General features: G+C 66.5%; 21 protein-coding genes. 7 read left to right on the plus strand and 14 right to left on the minus strand.

Going from position 1 to position 19,693, the window contains the following annotated elements; translation table 11 throughout:
• A complete protein-coding gene (locus tag AB0I14_RS21425) occupies nucleotides 1-225 on the minus strand; it encodes a ferredoxin (protein WP_358025720.1) in 225 nt (74 codons plus the stop codon).
• Between the two features lie 153 nt (nucleotides 226-378).
• On the opposite strand from AB0I14_RS21425, the gene AB0I14_RS21430 reads away from it, so the two are divergent.
• Nucleotides 379-972 carry a TetR/AcrR family transcriptional regulator gene (locus AB0I14_RS21430; RefSeq protein WP_358025722.1) on the plus strand — a complete coding sequence of 198 codons (594 nt, stop codon included), beginning with the start codon at nucleotides 379-381 and terminating at the stop codon, nucleotides 970-972.
• Here the strand turns inward: AB0I14_RS21430 and AB0I14_RS21435 are convergent.
• The 6 genes from AB0I14_RS21435 to hsaA form a co-directional block, all read right to left on the minus strand.
• Complete coding sequence (locus AB0I14_RS21435) at nucleotides 965-1,804, minus strand: mycofactocin-coupled SDR family oxidoreductase (protein WP_358025724.1); 840 nt, start codon at nucleotides 1,802-1,804, stop codon at nucleotides 965-967. The genes AB0I14_RS21430 and AB0I14_RS21435 overlap by 8 nt on opposite strands.
• Before the next feature lie 164 nt (nucleotides 1,805-1,968).
• Entirely contained in the window at nucleotides 1,969-3,486 is a 1,518-nt protein-coding gene (locus AB0I14_RS21440) for a hypothetical protein (protein ID WP_358025726.1), read from the minus strand.
• Between the two features lie 170 nt (nucleotides 3,487-3,656).
• Nucleotides 3,657-4,226, minus strand: coding sequence for a 3-hydroxy-9,10-secoandrosta-1,3,5(10)-triene-9,17-dione monooxygenase reductase subunit (hsaB, locus tag AB0I14_RS21445; protein WP_358025728.1), 570 nt, complete (start codon nucleotides 4,224-4,226; stop codon nucleotides 3,657-3,659).
• 13 nt (nucleotides 4,227-4,239) lie between these two features.
• Nucleotides 4,240-5,139: an iron-dependent extradiol dioxygenase HsaC gene (hsaC, locus tag AB0I14_RS21450; protein ID WP_358025730.1), complete on the minus strand. Its 900-nt coding sequence runs from the start codon at nucleotides 5,137-5,139 to the stop codon at nucleotides 4,240-4,242.
• A 3-nt stretch (nucleotides 5,140-5,142) separates the two neighbouring features.
• The gene (gene hsaD / locus AB0I14_RS21455; RefSeq protein ID WP_358025732.1) at nucleotides 5,143-6,039 is read right to left on the minus strand and encodes a 4,5:9,10-diseco-3-hydroxy-5,9,17-trioxoandrosta-1(10),2-diene-4-oate hydrolase; all 897 of its coding nucleotides are present in this window, start codon (nucleotides 6,037-6,039) and stop codon (nucleotides 5,143-5,145) included.
• A gap of 3 nt (nucleotides 6,040-6,042) precedes the next feature.
• A complete protein-coding gene (gene hsaA, locus AB0I14_RS21460; RefSeq protein WP_064883807.1) occupies nucleotides 6,043-7,233 on the minus strand; it encodes a 3-hydroxy-9,10-secoandrosta-1,3,5(10)-triene-9,17-dione monooxygenase oxygenase subunit in 1,191 nt (396 codons plus the stop codon).
• Between the two features lie 169 nt (nucleotides 7,234-7,402).
• On the opposite strand from hsaA, the gene AB0I14_RS21465 reads away from it, so the two are divergent.
• Entirely contained in the window at nucleotides 7,403-8,461 is a 1,059-nt protein-coding gene (locus tag AB0I14_RS21465; RefSeq protein WP_358025734.1) for a ferredoxin--NADP reductase, read from the plus strand.
• A 28-nt stretch (nucleotides 8,462-8,489) separates the two neighbouring features.
• A complete protein-coding gene (locus AB0I14_RS21470; RefSeq protein ID WP_358026372.1) occupies nucleotides 8,490-9,059 on the plus strand; it encodes a hypothetical protein in 570 nt (189 codons plus the stop codon).
• A gap of 7 nt (nucleotides 9,060-9,066) precedes the next feature.
• On the opposite strand, the gene AB0I14_RS21475 is transcribed toward AB0I14_RS21470, so the two are convergent.
• The gene (locus AB0I14_RS21475; RefSeq protein WP_358025736.1) at nucleotides 9,067-9,519 is read right to left on the minus strand and encodes a hypothetical protein; all 453 of its coding nucleotides are present in this window, start codon (nucleotides 9,517-9,519) and stop codon (nucleotides 9,067-9,069) included.
• A 60-nt stretch (nucleotides 9,520-9,579) separates the two neighbouring features.
• Here AB0I14_RS21475 and AB0I14_RS21480 point away from each other — a divergent pair, with 60 nt between their 5' ends.
• Nucleotides 9,580-10,194: a TetR/AcrR family transcriptional regulator gene (locus AB0I14_RS21480; protein ID WP_358025738.1), complete on the plus strand. Its 615-nt coding sequence runs from the start codon at nucleotides 9,580-9,582 to the stop codon at nucleotides 10,192-10,194.
• On the opposite strand, the gene AB0I14_RS21485 is transcribed toward AB0I14_RS21480, so the two are convergent.
• The gene (locus AB0I14_RS21485; RefSeq protein WP_358025740.1) at nucleotides 10,191-12,332 is read right to left on the minus strand and encodes an acyl-CoA dehydrogenase; all 2,142 of its coding nucleotides are present in this window, start codon (nucleotides 12,330-12,332) and stop codon (nucleotides 10,191-10,193) included. The two genes, AB0I14_RS21480 and AB0I14_RS21485, sit on opposite strands and share 4 nt — an antisense overlap.
• A 273-nt stretch (nucleotides 12,333-12,605) precedes the next feature.
• Here AB0I14_RS21485 and kstR point away from each other — a divergent pair, with 273 nt between their 5' ends.
• Together kstR and otsB are read left to right on the plus strand one after the other, a co-directional pair.
• Entirely contained in the window at nucleotides 12,606-13,211 is a 606-nt protein-coding gene (gene kstR, locus AB0I14_RS21490; RefSeq protein ID WP_164480958.1) for a cholesterol catabolism transcriptional regulator KstR, read from the plus strand.
• 3 nt (nucleotides 13,212-13,214) lie between these two features.
• A complete protein-coding gene (otsB, locus tag AB0I14_RS21495; protein WP_358025742.1) occupies nucleotides 13,215-13,967 on the plus strand; it encodes a trehalose-phosphatase in 753 nt (250 codons plus the stop codon).
• On the opposite strand, the gene AB0I14_RS21500 is transcribed toward otsB, so the two are convergent.
• The 4 genes from AB0I14_RS21500 to AB0I14_RS21515 are packed head-to-tail and all read right to left on the minus strand — an operon-like array spanning nucleotide 13,964 to nucleotide 17,668.
• On the minus strand, nucleotides 13,964-15,064 hold the full coding sequence (locus AB0I14_RS21500; protein WP_358025744.1) for a LacI family DNA-binding transcriptional regulator: 1,101 nt from the start codon (nucleotides 15,062-15,064) through the stop codon (nucleotides 13,964-13,966). The genes otsB and AB0I14_RS21500 overlap by 4 nt on opposite strands.
• A gap of 11 nt (nucleotides 15,065-15,075) precedes the next feature.
• Entirely contained in the window at nucleotides 15,076-15,942 is an 867-nt protein-coding gene (locus AB0I14_RS21505) for a metal ABC transporter permease (RefSeq protein ID WP_358025746.1), read from the minus strand.
• The gene (locus tag AB0I14_RS21510; RefSeq protein ID WP_358025748.1) at nucleotides 15,942-16,718 is read right to left on the minus strand and encodes an ATP-binding cassette domain-containing protein; all 777 of its coding nucleotides are present in this window, start codon (nucleotides 16,716-16,718) and stop codon (nucleotides 15,942-15,944) included. Before AB0I14_RS21510 ends, AB0I14_RS21505 begins: the two co-directional genes overlap by 1 nt.
• Nucleotides 16,718-17,668 carry a zinc ABC transporter substrate-binding protein gene (locus tag AB0I14_RS21515; RefSeq protein WP_358025750.1) on the minus strand — a complete coding sequence of 317 codons (951 nt, stop codon included), beginning with the start codon at nucleotides 17,666-17,668 and terminating at the stop codon, nucleotides 16,718-16,720. Before AB0I14_RS21515 ends, AB0I14_RS21510 begins: the two co-directional genes overlap by 1 nt.
• A gap of 57 nt (nucleotides 17,669-17,725) precedes the next feature.
• Between AB0I14_RS21515 and AB0I14_RS21520 the strand changes: the two genes are divergently transcribed.
• Nucleotides 17,726-18,856, plus strand: coding sequence for a GTP-binding protein (locus AB0I14_RS21520; RefSeq protein WP_358025752.1), 1,131 nt, complete (start codon nucleotides 17,726-17,728; stop codon nucleotides 18,854-18,856).
• On the opposite strand, the gene AB0I14_RS21525 is transcribed toward AB0I14_RS21520, so the two are convergent.
• On the minus strand, nucleotides 18,840-19,667 hold the full coding sequence (locus AB0I14_RS21525; RefSeq protein ID WP_358025754.1) for a methyltransferase domain-containing protein: 828 nt from the start codon (nucleotides 19,665-19,667) through the stop codon (nucleotides 18,840-18,842). The two genes, AB0I14_RS21520 and AB0I14_RS21525, sit on opposite strands and share 17 nt — an antisense overlap.
• Nucleotides 19,668-19,693: the final 26 nt, after the last annotated feature.

Below are 19,693 nucleotides of genomic sequence, written 5' to 3' on the forward strand. Positions count from 1 at the left end.
TCACTGGCCTTTCGTGCTGGTGTTGAGCAGGCTGATCGCCTGGCGCGGGCAGGCGTCGACGGCGGATTTGACGTTGTCCCAGGTACCTTGATCCCACCGTCCGTCCACCGGGGCGGAGCTGGCCACCTCGTCGTCAGACAGGTCGAACACCTCAGGGGCAAGTTGGATGCACAGCGCATGGCCCTCGCACAGGCCGGCATCGACCCGGACCTGGGTCGTGCTCATGTCTTCGGGCATCTGTTTCCTCAGTTCTAAATTTGATCAATCGATCAAACCGTTAGGATGGCTCATGCTTACCACCCCCGACCTTCGGCGGTCAAGGAAATCACATGGCCAGAAACATCCGTTGTCGGGCAATGGTTTTCGGAGGCTGAGCTGATGCCGGCCGCACGCGCCGCCAAGGAGAAGGACGCGGGCACCCGCAAGCGCCTGATCGAGGCAACCGCCCAGGTCATCCGGGACGAGGGGTACGCCGCCGCCACCACCCGGCGGATCGCGGCCGTGGCCGGTGTCCGGTCGGCGCTGGTCTACTACTACTTCGACACCCTCGACGACCTGTTCATCTCGGTGCTGCGCAGCGGTGCCGACGCTGCACTGGCCCGGCTGCGCGAGGCCATCACCACCGACGATCCGCTCCGGGCCCTGTGGCTGATCAACTCCGACTCGCGGGTGACCGGGCTCAACACCGAGTTCATGGCGCTTGCCAATCACCGCAAGGAGATCGGTGTCGAACTCAAGGCCTACTCCGAGCGGGTCCGCGACATCGAGGCAGCGGCCATGGCCGGCGTACTACGCGCTCACGGCGTGGACATGGAGGAGTTCCCGCCCGTCGTGATGTCGATGCTGCTCACCCAGTCCGCCCGCAGCCTGTGCAACGAGGAGGCGGTCGGCGTGACCGAGGGCCACGCCGAGTTCCGCGCCTTCGTCGAACGGTTTCTGCGCCGGTTCGGCAGCGAGTCGGCCGCTACTTGAGCATGCTGCCCGCGTCTACGGTGACCGGCAGACCGGTGATGTAGCGGGCCTCGTCGGAAGCCAGGAACAGCACCGCATTGCTGATGTCGACGGGCTCCACCCAGCCGACCGGCAGGACGTGCATCAACTGGGCGACCACGGCCATGTCGTCGGGACCCGGGTTCTCCAGGTCGGGACGGAACAGCTTCATCGTGCCCTCGTTCATGAACATCGGGGTGTTCACGTTCGTCGGACAGACCGAGTTCACCCGGATCGAGTGCTGACCCAACTCCACCGCGAAGCTGCGCATCAGACCGATGACACCGTGCTTGGCCGCGATGTAGTGACCGGTATGCGGATAGGCCTTGAGCCCGCCGACCGAGCTGGTCAGGATGATCGAACCCCCGCGGCCACCTGAAAGAATGTGCGGCACTGCGGCTTTCACCGTCTTCCAGACGCCGGACAGATTGACGCCGATCATGTCGTCCCAGTCGGACTGCTTGGTCTCGTGCAGGACATCGCCACCGTTGCCGATGCCGGCGTTGGCCACCACGATGTCGAGGCGGCCCAGCTGCTCGACACCGCTGTCGACGGCCTCCTTGAGCGCATCGAAGTCACGCACATCCAGTTCCGCGGTGACGATGCGGCGGTTGAGACCCTTGATGAGATCCGCCGTTTCGGCCAGGTCATCCGGGGTGGACGCCGGAATCGCACTGGTGTCGGTGACCGGGGCGCAGACGTCGACCGCGATGATGTCAGCACCCTCTTGCGCCAGCCGCAGCGCATGGCTGCGCCCCTGTCCGCGCGCCGCACCGGTAACGAGGGCAACCCTGCCCTCCACCCGACCAGTCATGTGTGTCCTCTCGTCAACGATTTGATCAATTGATCAAACCTTGGCATCACATAACCAGTACTGTCAAGGATTGCCTTGATCGATTGATCAGATTCGGTCATGACCATGGACGAAACTGGGCCCCACCCTGGCGGATGGGGCCCAGCTACACACCGTGCTACTTACTAGGACTCGGAGCCCGAACTCCCCTTGGAGTCGTTGGACTTGTCAGCCTTGGTCTCCTTGGCCTTGGCCTTGGTTTCCTTCGCCTTGACCTTGGCTTCCTTGGCTTCCTTGGTCTTGGCCTGCCTGGCTTCCTTGGCCTCGTTGACCTTGGCCTTGATCCGGTCCGCGATCTTGGTCTTGCCGGTGGCCTTGGCATCGGCATTGGCATCGGTACTGACCGACTTGCCGGTCGCCGGCGTGGTGGCAGACTCGCTCGCAGCCTCATCCGTCGCCGCCGGAACGGCACTGGCAACCGGCGTCTCAACCTTCACGGCCTCGACAGCCGGGGTTTCGACCTTCGGAGTCTCGACAGCCGGGGTTACGGCCTTCGGAGTCTCGACAGCCACAGTCTCGGCCTTCGGAGCCTCGATAGCCGGGGCGGCTTCCTTCGTGGACTCGACGACCGACTCGGTCAACGCCGCCTTGGGCGAAACCGCGGAAACCAGCTGAGCAGCGACGCTCGCGGGCACCGACGACGGCGCCGACGTCGGGGCGGGCGCCTCCGGGGTGTTGTCGATGGCGTCGGCCAGGCTCTTGGGGATGTTCACCAGCAGGTTCTGCAGAAGACCCGCGACAATCCGGGCGCCACCCTGCTCGCCGGGATCGGCCCAGGTGAGGAGGGCCGGCCACTCGGTGTAGCCCCCGGTACCCGTCTCGGGGTCGGGGTCGGAGTACTTGAATCCGTTGAGCGCAGCGTTGACGAGGATGCCCGGCGTGTTCACGACGGCGTTGAAGGCCCCCTGCGCATCTCCGGCGGCCACGCTGGTGCTGATCGCCTCAGCAACTCGAGCGAGCTCGAACGCCGGGCCACTGACGGTCGCGAAGGCACCCTGGAACACGGCACTCACGACGACGCTCGAGGTGAAGGTCGCGGCGATCAGATTCGTGAAGTTCTGTGCCATCTGCTCCGGGATCCCGGCCAGGTACTCGGTGCCGCCACGCGGAACGCCCGAGAGGATGAACCCGGGAGCGATCAGCGAACCGAAGGCGCCCTGGAACGCGTACAGCATGGAGTGGTTGAACCACCGGTACGCCTCGCCGATGTCGCCGGCCTCGAGTGCGGCCTGCGCCTGGGCCAACCGCTCCTGCCCGTTGGGGCCGTTGTACCAGTTCTGCAGGTTGGTGGGGATGGCCTCGAACGCCGCGCCGAACTTCCCCGCGTAACCCTGCTGGTTCTCCAACACCTGACTCAGCAACGGTGCCGGATTGGCTGCGAGCGCCTTACCCAGAAGCTCGAGGTTGCTGAACGTGTTGCCGACCAGCGTCCCGTAGACGTCGACCGGCGAGGCAGTGGCGTCCATCGTCGCCGCCGTCAGGTCGTAGGCGAAGCTCTGCGCCTGCTGAATGAGCGTCGTGTTCTGGGCAACCGGGGTCACCGCGATGGCGCCGACGCCCACCATGGCGACACCGGCGAGAAGGAACCGATCCTTCCGGCTCACCGCGAGGGTGTCGCCGGAGGAGAGGGCAGGTAGGGGCACGGAAACTCCTGAAACTGATAATTGACTGAGGAACGACCAAAAATTAGCTTAGGTTTCCCTAAATATCAATAGGTATGCCTACCCTGACTTTCTGGCACGTAAATATGTGCTGAGACACGAACTGGGCCCCCTCCCGTGGGAGGGGGCCCAGTTGTGTCAACGACGAAAAGTCAGAGCCAGGTATCGGGCGTGGTCGCCGTCAGGAACGCATCCAGATCATCGCGCCACTGCGCCGGGGTGTTCTTGTCCGGCTCGATCCCGGTGTACTCGCCGCGGTAGAACAGCAGCGGCCGAGGCTTGCGTTTGGGGACTTCGGACAGCGAATGCACCGAGCCGAACACCACGAAGTGGTCCCCGCCGTCGTGCACGGAATGCACATTGCAGTCGATGTGCGCGAGGCTCCCGTCGATCACCGGAGAGCCGAGTTCCGAAGGGGACCAGTCGATCCCGGCGAACTTGTCCGGCGCCTTGGAGCCGAACTGGGCGGACACATGCTGCTGATTCTCGTGCAGCATGTTCACGCAGAACTTCCCGCTGGCCTCGATCGCCTGCCACGCCCGCGACTGCTTGGTGGGGCAGAACAACACCAACGGCGGGTCGAGCGACAGCGCCGCGAATGACTGGCAGGCAAAGCCGACCGGCGCGTCATCGTGCAGGGTGGTGATCACCGTGACGCCAGTACAGAACTGGCCGAGCACATTTCGGAATGTGCGCGGGTCGAGCGGCTGAGCCTGGGTCATGAGAAGGCCCGCGTCACTTGAATCCGACGGAGAAGTCGTGGCCCCAGAGACTGATCCCCACGCTCTCGCGGGCGATCCAGCTCTCGTCCTCGACTTCCAGTCCCTCACAACCGAATTCCATGTCGAACCCACCCGGGGTCTTCATGTAGAAGGACAGCATCTTGTCGTTGATGTGCCGGCCCAGCGTCGCCGACATCTTCACGTTCCGGCGGTTGGCACGATCCAGGCACAAGCCGACGTCGTCGGAGTTCTCCACCTCGACCATCAGGTGCACGATGCCGGTCGGGTTGGGCATCGGCATGAAGGCCAGTGCGTGGTGGCGCGGGTTGCAGCCGTAGAAGCGCAGCCACACCGGATCTCCGTCAGCCGGGCGACCCGCGAGCTGCGGGGGCAGCTGCATCGAGTCACGCAGCTTGAAGCCCAGCACATCCTGGTAGAACGCCTGCGCTGCGGCATCGTCATTGCAGGTCAGCACCACGTGCCCGAGGCCCTGCTCGGCAGTCACGAACTTGTGACCGTAGGGGCTGACGAACCGGCGGCCCAGGTACTGCGCACCGTAGAACGCCTCGAGGACATTGCCGGCGGGATCGGAGAACCGGATGAAGCCCTCGACCCGACGCTCGCGGATCTCGTCCTTGGTGCCCTCGACGAAATCGACGCCGGCCTTGGACAGGCTCTCGCGCACACCCTGCAGCGCGGGAGCATCGGCGACCTCCCAGCCGGAGATCAGCAGCCGGTCCTGGTCGCCGGGCACGATCACCAGACGAGCCGCGAAGTCATCCATCCGCAGGTAGAGCGCGTCAGGGATGGAACCCTCGCCCTCCACCATGCCGAGCACTTTCACACCGAACTGCCGCCATGCAGCCACATCGGTGGCCTCGATGCGCATGTAGCCGAGTGCCTTGATGCTCATCGGTCAGCCCCTTCCAGGAATGTCTGACAGGAAATCCACAGTGAGCTTGTTGAACTCGTCGAACTTCTCGACCTGAGCCCAGTGTCCACACTGCCCGAAGACGTGCAGCTGTACCCGCGGAATCTGCTTGAGCGCGACCAGTGCGCCGTCGAGCGGATTGACCCGGTCCTCACGGCCCCAGATCAGCAGCACCGGCTGGCGCAGCTTGTAGACCTCGCGCCACATCATGCCGAGCTCGAAATCCGCACCCGCGAACGACTTACCCATCGCGCGGGTGGCAGCCAGCGATTCGGGCGTGCTGGCGATCGCGAACCGCTCGTCGACCAGCTCCGGGGTGACCAGCTTCTGGTCGAACACCATGATCCGGATGAAGGCTTCGAGGTTCTCGCGCGTCGGTTCGAAGTTGAACTTGGCCAGGGCCTTGACGCCCTCGGTCGGGTCCGGCGCGAACAAGTTGACGCTCAGGCCGCCCGGGCCCATCAGGATCAGCTTGCCCGCACGGTCCGGGTAATCCAGCGCGAAGCGCACCGCGGTGCCGCCGCCGAGCGAGTTGCCCAGCAGCGGGATACGGCCCTGCAGACCGAGGTGGTCGAACAGCCCGAGCAACGCCTTGGCGCTGTAGCGGTTGTACTGCTCGTGCTCGGTGTGCTTGTCGGAGTGCCCGTAACCGGGCTGATCGACCGCGAGCACGTGGTAGTGCTCGGCCAGCACCGCGATGTTGCGGCCGAAGTTCGACCAGCTCGAGGCGCCGGGGCCACCGCCGTGCAAGAGCACGATGGTCTGCGCATTCGGGTCACCGGCCTCGTGGTAGTGCAGCCGCATGTCATCTCTGACCTGGGCGTACCGCGAGGTGGATTCGAAGGTAGGGGCACTTGGAGTGGTTGAAACAGACACAGTCATGTATCAGACCATCGTGTCGGCCGGGGGCAGGCCGAACTCGTTGTTGCCGAAGATCAGGTAGGCACGCTCGGGATCGTTGGCGGCGTGCACCCGACCGGCGTGCGCGTCACGCCAGAAGCGCTGCACCGGAGCGTCATTGGACAGCGCGGTGGCACCCGAGGCCTCGAAGAGGCGGTCGATCGAGGCGATCGCACGGCCGGTGGCACGCACCTGATCGCGACGGGCGCGGGCCCGCAGCTCGAACGGGATCTCCTCACCGGCGACCAGCAGTGCGTACTCGTCGGCGACATTGCCCGAGAGCTGACGCCACGCGGCGTCGATGTCGCTGGCCGCCTCGGCGATCCGGATCTTGGCGAACGGATCGTCCTTGGCCTTCTCACCGGCGAAGGCCGCGCGGACACGCTTGCCCTGGTGCTCGACGTGCGCGTCGTAGGCGCCGTAGGCCATACCGACGATGGGAGCCGAGATGGTGGTGGGGTGGATTGTGCCCCAAGGCATCTTGTACACCGGAGCGGTGTTGGTCTCATAACCGCCGGCGGTGCCGTCGTTCATCGCCTTGTAGGACAGGAAGCGGTGCTTGGGCACGAACACGTCCTTGACCACAACGGTGTTGCTGCCGGTGCCGCGCAGGCCGACGACGTTCCAGACGTCGTCGATCTGGTAATCGGTGCGCGGGATCAGGAAGCTGCCGAAATCGACCGGCCGGCCGTCCTTGATGACCGGGCCGCCCAGGAAGGCCCAGCTGGCGTGATCGCAACCCGAGGACCAGTTCCAGGCGCCGTTGACGAGGTAGCCGTCACCGGTCTCGGTCACCACACCGGCACCCATCGGGGCGTAGGACGAGGAGATCCGGACCGAGGTGTCCTCGCCCCAGACATCTTCCTGAGCCTGCTGGTCGAACAGCGCCAGGTGCCAGTTGTGCACACCGATGATGCCGGCCACCCATCCGGTGGAACCGCAGGCGCTGGCCAGCCGCCGTACCGCCTCGTAGAAAACCGTCGGGTCGCACTGCAGGCCGCCCCACTGCTCGGGCTGCAGCAGCTTGAAGAAACCGATGTCCTCCAGCGCCTTGACGTTCGCGTCGGGCAACTTGCGCAGATCCTCGGTCTCCTGAGCGCGCTCACGCAGCGTCGGCAACAGTTCATCGATGCCGGCCAGAACTGCCTGCACGTCACGCTGTTCAATGGATGTCACGGAAATGCCTCCCAAGATTCGGACTGCGGATGAGCGCGAGCTGACCGCCTAGACTGAGATTAGAACACGTTACGATTTGTGTCGAGCAGCGCCTGGCAATGGTGGGCTGGACCAGGGCAAGTACGTTTTTGTAACATGTTCTAGTTATGAGTGAAGAGAGGGTCCAGCCGTGACCGATGAGCCACTGGGCAGCCATGTACTCGAACTGCAGGTGAGCGCGGTCATCGAGGAGACGGCCGACGCGCGGTCCCTGGTGTTCAGCATTCCCGAAGGTTCGGACATCCCCGCCGACCGGTTGCGCTACGCCCCGGGCCAGTTCCTGACCCTGCGGGTGCCCAGCGATCGCACCGGCTCCGTGGCCCGTTGCTATTCGCTGTCCAGCTCGCCGGTGACCGACGATCAGCTGACCGTCACGGTCAAGCGGACCGTCGACGGCTACGCCTCGAACTGGCTGTGCGACAACGCACATGCCGGAATGAAGATGCACGTGCTGGCCCCGTCGGGCACATTCGTCCCGCGCGACCTGAACACCGACTTCCTGCTGTTGGCCGCGGGCAGCGGCATCACCCCGATGATGGCGATCTGCAAGTCCGCACTCGCCGAGGGCACCGGCAAGGTCGTCCTCGTCTACGCCAACCGCGACGAGAACTCGGTCATCTTCGGCACGACCCTGCGTGAACTGGCGGCCAAGTACCCCGACCGGTTCACCGTCGTGCACTGGCTGGAGACCGTGCAAGGCCTGCCCAGCCCGGCCGCACTCGCCGCGCTCGTCGCCCCCTTTGCCGCGCGCGAGGCCTTCATCTGCGGGCCCGGACCGTTCATGGCGGCAGCCGAGCAGGCGTTGAAGCAGGCCGGCGCCGCCGACGAGCGCATCCACATCGAGGTGTTCAAGTCGCTGGACTCCGACCCGTTCGCCGCCGTGGTGATCGAAGAAGACGACAGCGACGAGGGGCCGGCCACCGCGATCGTCACCCTGGACGGCACCACCCACGAGGTCCGTTGGCCACGGTCGGCCACGCTCCTCGACGTCCTGCTGGACAAGGGCCTGGACGCGCCGTTCTCCTGCCGCGAAGGCCATTGCGGCGCCTGCGCGGTGCTCAAGAAGTCCGGGGACGTCGAGATGAAGATCAACGACGTGCTCGAACCATCCGATCTGGACGAGGGCCTGATCCTGGGTTGCCAGGCCACGCCGGTGTCGGATTCAGTCGAAGTCACCTACGACGAGTAACGAGCGGATACCTTTCTTGACGATGACGATCAACAGGCTTTCCGCAGCGAGCACGGCAGCAGTGCTGACCGCGGCTGCGCTGGCGTTCCCCGCGTCGGCCCCGGCGGCCGCAAACTCGGCCGTCACCTCGGTCCCGAGCCCGCAGGGCACGATCGAGATGCACGTCAACGCGGACTGCGCGGGTACGCAGTGCACGTTCAACACATCGGCCAACCTGCTGACGCCGGACGGCCCCACCGGATTCCCGGGTGACGCGTGGGCGCGTCAGACCGTCACCCTGCGCAGCACCAACAAGGACACCTGGCAGGAAGCGTCCTACAGCGCACCGGCCGGGATGCCGCGGGAGATCAAGGGCTCCAACCACGACAACGTCCTGTCGAAGTTGTACCGATCGGTCAACAAGGTCGAGATCTCGGCGACCTACTTCGGCGGCGGGCCGATCGAACGCTTCAGCATCGAGGGCGTGTCGACGCCCACCGAGTGGCGGACCGGCCAGCCGAACACCAAGGATCAGTTCATCATCTGCTCGGACATCCACGTGGTGTGGGGCGGGGTCAACCTGATCACGCCAACCGCCTGCACGCAGACCGGGTTCTGATCGGCGCTCACGCGCGCAGATGCATGTCAACGAGCTTGCGCCACCGGCGGTGCCGGTACGCGTAGATCCCGCGGGCAAGCGCCACCACCACCGAAGTGAGTCGGCCGGCGTCGATCTCGACGGTGTCGCTGTACCGGCACGACTGATCGGTGACCGGTTCGACATGCAAGGTGTGGTCCCAGGACCGCAGCACTCCGCCGTACTCGTGGGTGCGGATCGTGCGGGTGGTGTCGTCGACATCGAGAACCTCGATGGTGTGCCGGTAGGCCGGGATCACATGGAAGGCGAACAGCCAACCCGCGCCCTGGTCCCCGGCCTCGAACGGTTCGGTGCGGCCGGCCAGAGCCGGCACGCCGAAAAGGCCGCGGCAGACATAGAGAAACGTCGGGACCTGCTGCATGGCCTGCCACACTCGTTCTGTGTCGGCGGGCAGAATCGTTTCAACGTGGATGCGCTGCATGTCACCAATTTTCGAGGGCCGCGCAGCGGCTGACTACTCGCTTTTCGTGCGGAGGTGACGATGACCCCGACCGACCGATTTCGTCCCCGCAAGCAGCCAAGACAACAGCGTGCCGTCGAAACCCGGCAGGCCATCCTCGACGCGGCGGCTCGCATTTTCGCCCAATACGGGTATGCCGCGGGCACCACCAACCGCATTGCGGCGGCGGCCGATCTCTCGATCGGCTCGCTGTATCAGTACTTCCCGAACAAAGACGCGATCCTGTCGGCGCTCACCGACGCGCACGTCGACGCCGGTGCGGCGCTGCTGCACGAGCGCACCGACGCAGGTCTGCCCGAATCACTCGAAGACCTGCTTCGGCTGTTCGTCCGGGCGACCATCGACAACCACCGCGATGACACCCGTCTGCACCGCGTGCTGTTCGAAGAAGCTCCTCGATCACAGGCCTTGCTGAACCGGTTGCACCACACCGAAGAGGACGCCGTCAGCGCGGCAAAAGCCTTGCTGGACAGCCACTCCGACGTGGCAGTGGCCGACACCGCATTCGCCGCGCGCATGGTGGTCGCGACCGTCGAGTCGCTGACACACCGACTGTTGGCGTGTGAAAAGCCCGCCGATGCCGAACAACTCGAGGACGGCATCGTCGCGATGCTGGCGGGCTACCTACGGGGTTAGCGCGGCAGGCCGAGCAAGCGCTCGCCCGCGACGGTCAGCAGGATCTGCTCGGTGCCGCCGGCAATCGTCAGGCAGCGCGTGTTGAGGAAGTCGTGCACCTCGCGGTTGCGCACCGCACCCCCGCCCTCGGACAGTTCCAGCCGGAACTCCGCCAGCGTCTGGCGATAACGCACGCCGATCAGCTTGCGCGCGCTGGCCTGTGCGCCGGTGTCCTGGCCGCCGACCGCCAACTGCGCGATCCGCTGGTCCAGCAGTGAGCCCACCTGGGCCGTCAGGATCAACCCGCCGAGGCGGTCCAGATCGGCCGGATCCACCTCAGGCTGCGCGCCGAGGGTCCGCAGCAGCTCCTCCATCGGATTGCCCAGCGCCGTCCCGCCGGCCATCGCCACGCGCTCGTTGGCCAGCGTGGTGCGCGCCAACCGCCAGCCGTCGTTGACGGTGCCCACCACCATCTCGTCGGACACGAACACGTCGTCGAAGAACACCTCGTTGAACAGCTCGTCACCGGTGATCTCACGCAGCGGGCGGATCAGGATGCCGGGCGATTTCATGTCGATCAGGAAGTAGGTGATGCCCTTGTGCTTCGGAGCATCGGCGTCGGTGCGTGCCAGGCACACACCCCAGTGCGCCTTCTGCGCCGCCGAGGTCCACACCTTCTGCCCGGTCAGCTTCCAGCCCGGCTCACCGTTCGGGCCCTCTGCGCGAACAGCTTTCATGCGCAGCGCAGCCAGGTCGGATCCGGCGCCCGGCTCGGAGAACAGCTGGCACCAGGCCAGGTCACCGCGGAGAGTGGCGGGCACAAACTGGTCGATCTGCTCGGCACTGCCGTGCTCCAGGATGGTCGGCACCGCCCACCACCCGATCACCAGATCCGGGCGCTCCACGTCGGCCGCGGCAAGCTCCTGATCGATCAGCAGCTGCTCGGCCGGAGTTGCGTTGCGGCCGTAGGGACGTGGCCAGTGCGGGGCCAACAGACCGGACTCGGCCAGGGCCACCTGCCGCTTGTCGGTCGGCAGCGCCGCCACCTCGGCCACCGCGGCACTGATCTCCGGACGCAGACCTGCCACCGACTCCAGATCGATCCGGAGTTCACGACGCACACCCTGCTGGGTCAGTGCGGAGACCCGGCGGATCCACCGGCGCCGGCCACCGAGTGCATGCGAAATCCCGTATGCGCGACGCAGATACAGATGCGCCTCGTGCTCCCAGGTGATACCGATACCGCCGAGCACCTGGATGCAGTCCTTGGCGTTGGCCTCAGCGGCGTCCATGCCCGCGGCGGCCGCCACGGCAGCAGCGATCGACAACTGGGAATCATCGGATTCGGACACCGCGCGGGCCGCGTCGGCGGCCGACACCGAGATCTGCTCGGAACGCAGCAGCATCTCGGCACACATGTGCTTGACGGCCTGGAAACTGCCGATCGGCTTGCCGAACTGCTCGCGCACCTTGGCGTATTCGGTGGCGGTCTGCAGGGTCCAGCGCGCCAGGCCGGCGGCCTCGGCGGCCAGCACGGCCGCGGTGATGTCGGAGAACCGCTGCCGCGAGACGTCGAGCACCTGCGCGGGCGCGGAATCGAGCACGACCCGGGCCAGTGGCAGCGAGAAGTCGGTGGCGGTGAGCAGTTCCACGGTCACGCCTGCGGCACTCGCGTCGACCAGCACCACGCGGTCCCCGGCAGGCAGCAACAGCACGCCGGCGGCGTCCGCGCCCAGGACGTAGTCAGCGGTGCCCGACACCGTGCCGGTTTCGGGGCCGCCGGACAGCGACAGGTCCGCACTCAGGGCCGCACCGGCCGTGCGCTCACCCGATACCAGGGCCTCCAGCACGGCCTCATCGGTCACCAGCAGGGTCGCCAGGGCCGTGGTGGCCACCGGGCCGGGCACCAGCGCAGCAGCGGCCTCGTCGACCATCGCGCACAGGTCCTCGACCGTGCCGCCGGCCCCACCCTGCTCCTCGGGGACGGCAACGCTGAAGATCCCTAGTTCGGCGAGACCCTGGAACGGTCGGCGCCACGCATCGGCATCATGTTCGGCGTCGCGGACGGCGGTGGCTGTAGCGGCAGAGGCCGCCCAGCTACGCACCAGGTCACGGGCGGCAAACTGCTCGTCGGTGATGGTGGCAGATGCGCCGGACATGGTGGACCTCCTAGCCCCTAAAGCGAGAAGTCCGTGCTTCCCACTAGAACGTGTTCTAATGGTGACAGTGTTCGACCGTCAAGTCGACCCGCATCACAGCAGGACACGTCCGTGTGGTTACCGGCGCGGAGGTGCGTAGAAGGAGATCGCCGTGCGTATCGTTTTCGACGAGGTACGCGACGAGAGGGGGCCACACACCGCATGTCCAGCGCACCACAGCAGGCAGGCAGCGAATCGTCCGGGTCTGACACCCGACCGCGTGAGGTCATGACCGTGGCCGTCCTCGCCGAATCCGAACTCGGCTCCGAAGCTCAGCGGGAACGCCGCAAGCGCATCCTGGATGCAACCCTGGCCATCGCCTCCAAAGGCGGCTACGAGGCCGTCCAGATGCGTGCCGTGGCCGAACGCGCCGATGTCGCCGTCGGCACGCTCTACCGCTACTTCCCCTCCAAGGTCCACCTGCTGGTGTCCGCCCTCGGCCGGGAGTTCGAGCGCATCGACGCCAAGACCGACCGGGCCGCACTCGCCGGTGGCACCCCCTACCAGCGGCTGAGCTTCATGGTCGGCAAGCTGAACCGCGCCATGCAGCGCAACCCGCTGCTCACCGAGGCCATGACGCGGGCCTTCGTCTTCGCCGACGCCTCCGCTGCCGGCGAGGTGGATCATGTCGGCAAGCTGATGGACTCGATGTTCGCCCGCGCGATGAGCGACGGCGAGCCGACCGAGGACCAGTACCACATCGCCCGGGTCATCTCGGACGTGTGGCTGTCCAACCTGCTGGCCTGGCTGACCCGGCGCGCCTCGGCCACCGACGTCAGCAAGCGACTGGACCTGGCGGTGCGGCTGCTGATCGGCGCCGAGGACAAACCTAAGATCTGACGGGTGAGCGAGCTGCCCGCCGACCTGACCCGAGCGCTGACGGCTGCGGCCCGCGTCGACCGCCTGCTGATCACCTCCGATTTCGACGGCACCCTCGCCCCGATCGTGAACAACCCGGCCGACGCGCGTCCGCTGCGCGACGCTGCCGAGACGCTCATCGCACTGGCCGACCTGCCCGGCACCGCGACCGCCCTGATCTCCGGGCGGGCACTCGAGGTGCTGCGGGATCTGTCGGGCATGCCCGCGGCGGTACACCTCGTCGGCAGCCACGGCGCCGAGTTCGACTCCGGATTCGCCCACCCCATCGACCGCGCCCTCCTCGACACGATCGCCGGTGAGCTGCACGCGATTGCGGCTGTCCGGCCCGGCGTGACCGTCGAGCTGAAGCCGGCCAGCGTGGCCCTGCACGTCCGCAACGCCGAACCTGCCGACGCCGACTCCGCGCTGGTGCAGGCACGTGCGGCGTCGACGACCTGGGATGCGGAGCTGACCGAGGGCAAGGCCGTCCTCGAGTTCGCCGTGATCACCACCGACAAGGGCGAGGCGATCGACATCCTGCGCGACGAGCACGAGGCGTCCGCGGTGATCTACTTCGGCGACGACGTCACCGACGAGAAGGCGTTCCGCCGGTTGCACGACGGCGATGTCGGCGTCAAGGTCGGGCCCGGCCAGACCCTGGCCGGTTACCGGGTGGACGAGCCCGAAGATGTTGCGGCAGCACTGAAATACCTGCTCGACGCGCGCGCGACCACCTAGGCCGGCGGGCCCGTCGTCCGCCCGCGCACCACCTCGGTTTCCAGCACGTCGATCACCGGCAGCCCGTCCCGCGGCGGGCTGTGCAGCAACTCACCGGCCCGCCGCCCCTTGGCCACACTGGACTGCACCACCGTGGACAGGCCGCGACGCAACGCCTCCGGCACCCCGTCGAACCCCGTCACCGTCATCTCCCCCGGCACGTAGATGCCGCGTGAGCGCAGGTAATCCATGGCCGACAAGGCAAGTACATCGGCGGTGCACATCAGCGCGGTGATGCGGGGGTTGGCGTCCAGCGCCACCTCGGCGGCCGCACCACCGGACGTCGGCAGATGGTCGTAGCTCTCCACCACCGTCAGCCTGCCCGGTGCCAGACCGGCAGCCGTCATCGCGTCGTACACGCCGTGAATCCGTTCGCGCTGCACATGGAAATGCGGGGACTGCACCCGATCCGGATCTGCCAGTGCGGATTTCGTGCTCTCGTGCGGCCAGTCCCGACCCAGCCGCATGGTCAGCAGGCCGATGTCTTGATGACCCAGCTCCAGCACGTGCTCGGCCAGTCGCCGCATGCCGCCGCGATCATCGATGCTGACCCGCGATACCCCGGGAACGTCCTTCGGCTGATCGACCACCACGACGGGCAACTGCCGCTGACGCACCACCTGCAGATACGGATCGTCGTCGGAGGCCGAATACACCACGAATCCGTCGACACCCGCGGCGAGCACGGCCGCCGAACCGTCCTCGAAACTGCGGTTGGGCCCGATGGCCACCAGCAGCAGCCCCTGCCCCACCTCCTCGCAGGATTCGGCAAGTCCGGCAACGAAATCCAGTGCGGCGGGATCGCTGAACGAGTAGTTGAGCGGCTCGGTGATGATCAGGCCCACCGCGCCGGCCCTACGGGTCCGCAGGGACCTTGCCACCGGATCCGGTCCGGCATAGCCCAGGCGCTTGGCCGCATCGAAGATCCGGTCGCGAAGCTCTGCGGACAACTGGTCAGGACGGTTGTAGGCGTTGGAGATCGTGGTGCGCGAAACCTTGAGATCGGCCGCCAACGAAGCCAGGGTGGCCCGCCGCGGCGGGTGGGGACTCCTCGGCATGCTGTCTGAGGCTAGCCGATGGCCGAATTCCTCACCCGGTCAACCGTCCACACCGTCAGCCAGATTCCGCAGGCGATCGTGACGATCACGAAGCTCGGCGGCATGTTGAAGATTGCCGAGACCGCCAGCCCCGCCCACACCGACACCACGCTGATCGCGGTCGAGATCGTCATCGCGAGAATCGGCCGGGCCGTCACCATGATCGCCGTCGCGGCCGGGGTGACGACGAGCGCGAACAACAGCAGCGTGCCCACGGCCAGCACCGCCATGGTCACCGCGATCCCCAACAGCACCATGAACAGCACCGACAACGCCCGGACCGGCACCCCTTTGGCCTCGGCCACCTGCGCGTTGACCGACGCGAACAGCAGTGGGCGGAAGACGAATACGACCGTGGCGGCCAGCACCACCAGCAACGCGGTGAACATCAGCAACTGCTGGTGGGTGATGGCCAGCAGGTTGCCGAACAACACATTGGTCAGCGTGGACGAATTCTTGGTGGCCAGCGAGTTGAAGAACAGGCCGAAGCCGGTGGCCAGGGCCAGCACCGTGCCGGTGGCCACCTCACGATCGTGGGCCCGGCTGCCCAGCGCCCCGATGACCAGGGCTCCGCCGACACAGAACGCCCCGAGTCCCAGCCCGACCGGAAGCCCGAGCAGCGCCGCGCCGGTGGCACCGGGCAGACCGATGTGGGCCAACGCATGGGCGGCGAACGCGGTATTGCGCACGATGACGAAATAGCCGATCAACCCGGCTGCCAGCGCCACCAACGTGCCGCCGATCAACGCGTTGCGCATGAACGCCGAAGCCAGGATCTGCCACCAGTTGTGCTGATAGCCCATCGCGAATGTGCCCTGCGCCAGCAGACCCGCCGACATCAGACGCTCCTCATGTACATCTGCCCCATCGGGGTGTTGGCCACCTGCACCTGGGTTCCGTAGAGGTGGGTCAGCAGGTCGGCGTCCACCACCTCGTCGATGGCGGCGTGGTGCGCGTGCCCGTCGAGCAGATAGATGGCGCTGTCGAGCACGCTCAGCAGTGGGTTGAGGTCATGCGCGACAACGAGAATCGTCACGCCCAGGTCCCTGTTGAGCTTGGCCAGCAACTGCACGATCTCATGCTGGTTGCGCAGGTCGAGTGCGGCCAACGGCTCGTCGAGGATGAGCATCTTCGGATGTCCGACAAGGGCATTGGCCAGAGCGATGCGCTGCCGTTGACCACCGGACAGCTCCGACAGCCGCATGGTCGCGAAGCCGGTCGCCTCGACCCACTCCAGGGCCTCGTCGACCCGGGCCCGGTCGGCGGCCGAGGTGCGGGTGAACCCCCACCGCCGCCCGGTGAGCCCGAGGGTCACCGCACCGCGGGCCCGGATGGCCTCCCCGGCGCCTGACGCGTAATCCTGAGGGACGTAACCGATCAGGTCGTTGTGTTCACCCGGCGCGCCGCCGAGCACCCGCACCGACCCCGAGGCGGCCGGCAACAGGCCGAGCACGACCTGCAACATCGTGGACTTGCCCGATCCGTTGGAACCGATCAGCGCGACGATCCCACCGGTCGGGATCTCGAAGGTGCCCTCCGACCAGATCAGCCGGCCCCCGCGCACGGCGCTGACGTCGTCGAAGACGAGGGCAGGCGGTTGGGCAGTGTCCGACACTAGCTCTGGATTCCGAGCGCTTTGGCGAGCGCGGTCAGTTGGTTCACCTGCCAAGCCTCGAACGAATCCGCTCCGGGCGCCACCGTTTCGGTGACATCGACGACCGGAATTCCGGCGCTCTCGGCCGCGGTCCGGATCTGTTTGGGCAGCGAGCCCTCGGTCTGGGTGTTGTAGATCAGCACATCGACCCCGTGATCGGCGAGCAGACGCAGGAATGCGTCCAGGTCGGCCGGTGACGGGTCAGTGTGGTTGGACGAGGCCGCCTGGAAGCCCGCGGGCGTCTGATTGACCAGGCCGACCGCGGCCGCCATGTCGTCGAACACTGTTTCGGTGGCCGCGTAGCGCTTACCGGGCGCCTTGGTCTTGATGTCGGTGATCAGCTGTTGGTAAGGCTGCATCGAGGTGGTGAACTCGGTGCGACGCTGCGCAAAGTAATCCTTTGCCTGCGGAGCCATCTGGCTCAGTTCCTCGGTCACCGCATCGGCGACGCCGGTCACCGCGGCCGGGTTGTACCAGGCGTGCGGGTTGGCCGAGGGCTCATCGGCTTGTCCGACGGCCCGCAGCACGATGGCATCGGGTGCCGTGCTCTGCGCCAGCTTGGTCGCCCACTCGTCGTAGTGCCCGCCGTTGATGACGACCAGCTGGGCGCCCTGGAACTTGGCCGCGTCCGCTGGCGAGGGCTCGAAGTCGTGCGGATCGACCGACGAGCCGGCGACCACCGTGGTCACCTTCGCGCAGTCACCGCCCAGGGCGGACACGATGTCGCCCCACTGGTCGACGCTGACGACCACGTTGACCGGCGTGGTCACGCAGTTGCCGGCGGATTCGGGCTGTTGGGCCTCTTCGGAGCCGCAGGCGGCTAGGGCGAATGGTGTGGCCAGCAGCAACGCGGTGGCCACAGCGCGGAGATTCAGGGGCGGGAGCACGGCGATAACGATAACCGTTTGCATTAGCCGATGCACGTCTGGATGATGATTTATTGAAAATCGTTTTCATTAAGGAGTCCGATGCCCGACCTGCTGCCCGTCACCGTCCTGTCCGGCTTTCTCGGCGCCGGGAAGACCACGCTGCTCAACCACATCCTGGCCAACCGCGAGGGCCGCCGCGTCGCAGTGATCGTCAACGACATGAGCGAGGTCAACATCGACGCCGCCCTCATCGCCGGACAGGGCCACCTCGACCGAACCGAGGAGAAGCTCGTCGAGCTGACCAACGGCTGCATCTGCTGCACTCTGCGCGAAGACCTGGTGGAGGCTGTCGGCGCGCTGGCCCGCCAGAACCGGTTCGACCAGTTGGTGATCGAGTCGACGGGCATCTCCGAGCCCATGCCGGTCGCGGCCACCTTCAGCTGGGAATTCGAGGACGGCTTCAGCCTGGGCGAGCTGGCGAAATTGGACACCCTGGTGACGGTGGTCGACGCGTCCACGTTCCTGACCGAGGTCGTTCGCGGTGAAGGCCTGGCCGACCGGGATCTGGCCGCCGGCGAGAGCGATGCCCGCAGCATCGCCGATCTGCTCACCGATCAGGTGGAGTTCGCCGACGTGATCCTGCTCAACAAGACCGACCTGGTGAGCCCGGCGACCCTCGACACCGTCCAAACGCTGCTGCGCAGGCTCAATCCGACCGCCAAGCTGATCCGGACCGACCACGGCGTCGTCGATATCGGCGAGGTGCTGGGCACCGGGCTGTTCGATCCGGAGGCCGCCGCCCAGATTCCGGGCTGGGACGAGGAGATCGCCGACGGACACACGCCCGAAACCGAGGAGTACGGCATCAGCTCGATGACCTTCCGCTCCGATCGGCCGTTTCACCCCCAGCGCCTCGGCGACGCGCTCGGCCAGGTGACAAGGGTGTTGCGCAGCAAGGGATTCTGCTGGATCGCCAGCCGCCCGAAGATCGCCGCCATCTGGTCGCAGGCCGGCCCGAACCTGGCGATCGAGCCGGCGCAGTACTGGTCGGGCACCGAGATCGCGCCGGGCCAGGAGATCGTGTTCATCGGAATCAAGCTCGACCGGGACAAGGTCCACCGGCTACTCGACGGGGCGCTGCTGACCGACGCCGAACTGGCCGACGGTGAGCAGGCCTGGCTCCGCTACCGCGATCCCCTACCTGCCTGGAACGTCACCCACTCACACTGAGCGGTTTTCGGCCCCACACCGAGTACATCGTCGGTGCCTGGTAGACGAACGCCGGGTCTTCCATGGCCCGGCGGGCGTCCACCAATTCCGCTTCGGTCACCACTCCGGCTGCGATCATGACGTCATCGAGCCGCTCGAAGCTCTGCACGAGAAACCCCGATTTCACGCTTCCGCCCCGCTCCACTGTCGAGCCGATGTCACTGCCCGTGGCCTCCAACCCCAACACATCGACGTCGGACGGTAGGCGTGCACCGTAGTGCAGATCCATCACCTGTGCCGCCACCAGGAACTCGTCACGTGCCCGCAGGTATGAGTGAAATCCCGCGGTCGCCGGATGGTCCGGGGTGAGTGACTGCACCGTGCTGTAGTCGGGCTCCTCGACGACCAGCCACCCACCGGGCCGCAGCGCGGCCGCCATGCGGCCCAGCACCGCGAGCGGATCGATCATGTGCACCAGCAGTACCCGACAATGCACGAGGTCGTATGCGGCCGACTCGATCTCGTCGCGCGTGATGTCGCAGCGACGCACCTCGATCCCCAACGCGGGCAGGTCATCGAGAAACCGGGGATCCAGGTCAGCGGCCACGACACGGCCGGTGGGTCCCACGCGGCCGCCGAGCCACCGCGCGATCGACCCCTCACCCGCGCCGACTTCAAGGCAATGCCAGCCCGGCCCCACCCCGACGGTGTCGAAAGCGCGGATGGTCCGCGGATCGCCGATCGATTCGAGCAGTCGCAGACGCTCACGCTCCTGCGCCAACTCATAATCGGCCGCGAAGTACTGCCCACCCTCATCGGAATCGACCGCCATGGCGACATTCTCGACGCCCGAGCGTG

This window comes from Mycobacterium sp. NPDC050441 (genome assembly GCF_040655355.1).
In the GTDB taxonomy this organism is placed as follows: Bacteria; Actinomycetota; Actinomycetes; order Mycobacteriales; family Mycobacteriaceae; genus Mycobacterium.

Bases quoted from the DNA above. Each gene is read 5' to 3' on its own strand.
- AB0I14_RS21425 (WP_358025720.1), bottom strand. From the start codon at position 225: ATGAGCACGACCCAGGTCCGGGTCGATGCCGGCCTGTGCGAGGGCCAT.
- AB0I14_RS21430 (WP_358025722.1), top strand. From the start codon at position 379: ATGCCGGCCGCACGCGCCGCCAAGGAGAAGGACGCGGGCACCCGCAAG.
- AB0I14_RS21435 (WP_358025724.1), bottom strand. From the start codon at position 1,804: ATGACTGGTCGGGTGGAGGGCAGGGTTGCCCTCGTTACCGGTGCGGCG.
- hsaB (WP_358025728.1), bottom strand. From the start codon at position 4,226: ATGACCCAGGCTCAGCCGCTCGACCCGCGCACATTCCGAAATGTGCTC.
- hsaC (WP_358025730.1), bottom strand. From the start codon at position 5,139: ATGAGCATCAAGGCACTCGGCTACATGCGCATCGAGGCCACCGATGTG.
- hsaD (WP_358025732.1), bottom strand. From the start codon at position 6,039: ATGACTGTGTCTGTTTCAACCACTCCAAGTGCCCCTACCTTCGAATCC.
- AB0I14_RS21475 (WP_358025736.1), bottom strand. From the start codon at position 9,519: ATGCAGCGCATCCACGTTGAAACGATTCTGCCCGCCGACACAGAACGA.
- AB0I14_RS21480 (WP_358025738.1), top strand. From the start codon at position 9,580: ATGACCCCGACCGACCGATTTCGTCCCCGCAAGCAGCCAAGACAACAG.
- AB0I14_RS21485 (WP_358025740.1), bottom strand. From the start codon at position 12,332: ATGTCCGGCGCATCTGCCACCATCACCGACGAGCAGTTTGCCGCCCGT.
- AB0I14_RS21500 (WP_358025744.1), bottom strand. From the start codon at position 15,064: ATGCCGAGGAGTCCCCACCCGCCGCGGCGGGCCACCCTGGCTTCGTTG.
- AB0I14_RS21505 (WP_358025746.1), bottom strand. From the start codon at position 15,942: ATGTCGGCGGGTCTGCTGGCGCAGGGCACATTCGCGATGGGCTATCAG.
- AB0I14_RS21515 (WP_358025750.1), bottom strand. From the start codon at position 17,668: ATGCAAACGGTTATCGTTATCGCCGTGCTCCCGCCCCTGAATCTCCGC.
- AB0I14_RS21520 (WP_358025752.1), top strand. From the start codon at position 17,726: ATGCCCGACCTGCTGCCCGTCACCGTCCTGTCCGGCTTTCTCGGCGCC.
- AB0I14_RS21525 (WP_358025754.1), bottom strand. From the start codon at position 19,667: ATGGCGGTCGATTCCGATGAGGGTGGGCAGTACTTCGCGGCCGATTAT.